Genomic DNA, 2320 nt, shown 5'->3' with positions numbered 1-2320 from the left:
CCACCACCTCCGCGAACGCCCGCAACTGGAAACACGTCCGCGCCAGCTCACCACGCAACCGCACCCCACCCAGCGCCGTCTCCGCATCCGCCACCTCCACCAAGGAGTCCCCCGACCCCTCCAGCAGATCCGCCGCCCCCCGCAAGAACCCCGCCCGCACACCACGATCCACCAGCGAACCCCGCGCCTCCCACGCGGCCCGCACCACAGCGTCCACCTCCCCCACCGACGCCTCCACCCCGACCTGCTCCCGCCGCTTCCCGCTACGGGGGTCGACACTCCAGACAGGCGTGGTAGTCACGTGCGTGCCTCCAAGACGTTGCATGGCGTCCGATACGTTCGAGATTTCGGACAGCGTTCCTTATTTCGGACGGCTGCAGGCTATGCTTCTACGGAAAAGCGGTCAAGCGCGCCGGCGCCCCATTGACATGCGTTCACCCGCATCCCTACTGTCGCGGCAGAATTTCGAACGCCTGTCGAAATATCGAACACGACTGGAGCAACTGCCTTGCGCATCACGGGAATCAGCACACATGTGATCGGCACACCCTGGCGCAATCTCACCTATGTCCAGGTGCACACCGACGAAGGGCTCACCGGCATCGGGGAGACCCGGATGCTGGGCCACACCGACGCGCTGGTGGGCTATCTGCGCGAGGCCGAGGCCAACCACATCACCGGATCCGACCCGTTCGCCGTCGAAGACCTCGTGCGCCGCATGAAGTACGGCGACTACGGGCGCGCCGGCGAGATCGTGATGTCCGGCATCGCGTGCGTGGAGATGGCCTGCTGGGACATCAAGGGCAAGGCCCTCGGCGTGCCCGTCTGGCAGCTCCTCGGGGGCAAGGTCCACGACCGCGTCAAGGCGTACGCCAACGGCTGGTACACCACGGAGCGGACCCCGGAGGCCTACCACAAGGCCGCGCGCACGGTCATGGAGCGCGGCTACCGCGCCCTGAAGATCGACCCGTTCGGCACCGGGCACTACGAGCTGTCCCACGAGGAGACGCTCTACTCCGTGTCGCTGATCGAGGCCGTGCGGGACGCCATCGGGCCCGACGCGGAGCTGATGCTCGAGATGCACGGCCGTTTCTCCCCTTCCACCGCGGTGCGCCTGGCGAACGAACTGGCTCCCTTCCGGCCGGCCTGGCTGGAGGAGCCGGTGCCGCCGGAGAACCACAAGGCGCTGAAGAAGGTGGCGGAGAAGGTCGACATGCCCGTCGCCACCGGTGAGCGCATCCACGACCGCATCGAGTTCCGCGAGCTGTTCGAGTCGCAGGCCGCCGACATCCTCCAGCCGGACGTCGGCCACATCGGCGGCATCTGGGAGACCCGCAAGCTCGCCGCCACGGCGGAGACGCACTACATGCTCGTCGCACCCCACAACGTGGGCGGCCCCGTCCTGACGGCCGCCTCGCTGCAGGTCGGCTTCTCCACACCGAACTTCAAGGTGCTCGAGCACTTCAACGACTTCGCGGACGCCGAGATCAAGAAGGTCGTCAAGGGCGCCCCGCAGGTCGACCCCGAGACCGGCTGCTTCGAGCTGTCCCACGCACCGGGGCTCGGAGTGGAGCTCGACACCGACGCGGCCGCCGAATTCCCGCAGCAGCAGGCCCGGTTCGACCTGTGGGCCGAAGGCTGGGAGAAGCGCGCCCCGAAGGGGAAGCAGTCGTGAGCCCGGAGCCGCCGGGTGCCGGCGGCACGGCGGCCCCTCCGCGGGCGGTCGTGCTCGACGGCCCCGGCCGGTTCCGGCTCGCCGGGCACACCCCCCGCCGCCCCGGCCCCGGCGAGGCCCAGGTCCGCGTCGCCGCGGTCGGCGTCTGCGGCAGTGACCGGGAGGTGTTCCAGGGCAACCGGCCGGAGGGGTACGTCCGTTACCCCGTCACCCCGGGGCACGAGTGGTCGGGGACGGTCGCCGCCGTCGGGGACGGTGTGCCCGGCTCGCTCGTCGGCCGGAAGGTGGTCGGCGAGGGGTTCCGCAACTGCCAGGTGTGCGACCGCTGCCACGCCGGTGACACCACCCTGTGCGGCGCCGGCTACGAGGAGACGGGATTCACGCAGGCCGGAGCGATGGCCGCGACCCTCACCCTCCCGGCCCGGCTGCTCCACCCGCTGCCCAACGACGCCGATCTGACGGCCGCCGCCCTCCTCGAACCCGCCGCGTGCGTCGCCGCGGCGGCCCTCAAGGCGGACGTGCGGCCCGGTGAGCGGGTCGCCGTCGTGGGCACGGGCACGCTCGGCATGCTCGCCGCGCAACTGCTCGCCGCCTGCTCCCCCGCCGCGCTGCTGATGGTCGGCACCCGGCCGGACCGTGCCGCAC

General features: G+C 70.8%; 2 protein-coding genes and 1 pseudogene. 2 read left to right on the top strand and 1 reads right to left on the bottom strand.

From position 1 onward, the window contains the following. Positions 1-301, bottom strand: a pseudogene (locus tag ACWGH4_RS34280) (aldehyde dehydrogenase (NADP(+))); the annotation flags it as partial. A 207-nt stretch (positions 302-508) separates the two neighbouring features. On the opposite strand from ACWGH4_RS34280, the gene ACWGH4_RS34275 reads away from it, so the two are divergent. Together ACWGH4_RS34275 and ACWGH4_RS34270 are read left to right on the top strand one after the other, a co-directional pair. Beyond that, positions 509-1675 carry a mandelate racemase/muconate lactonizing enzyme family protein gene (locus ACWGH4_RS34275; protein WP_453467713.1) on the top strand — a complete coding sequence of 389 codons (1167 nt, stop codon included), beginning with the start codon at positions 509-511 and terminating at the stop codon, positions 1673-1675. Continuing rightward, positions 1672-2320, top strand: a 649-nt coding sequence (locus ACWGH4_RS34270) for a zinc-dependent alcohol dehydrogenase (protein WP_453467711.1), incomplete at its 3' end; no start/stop codon positions are given. The genes ACWGH4_RS34275 and ACWGH4_RS34270, both read left to right, overlap by 4 nt.

Source organism: Streptomyces sp. NPDC054847, from assembly GCF_053610925.1.
This window is presented reverse-complemented; position numbering and strand designations above follow the sequence as displayed.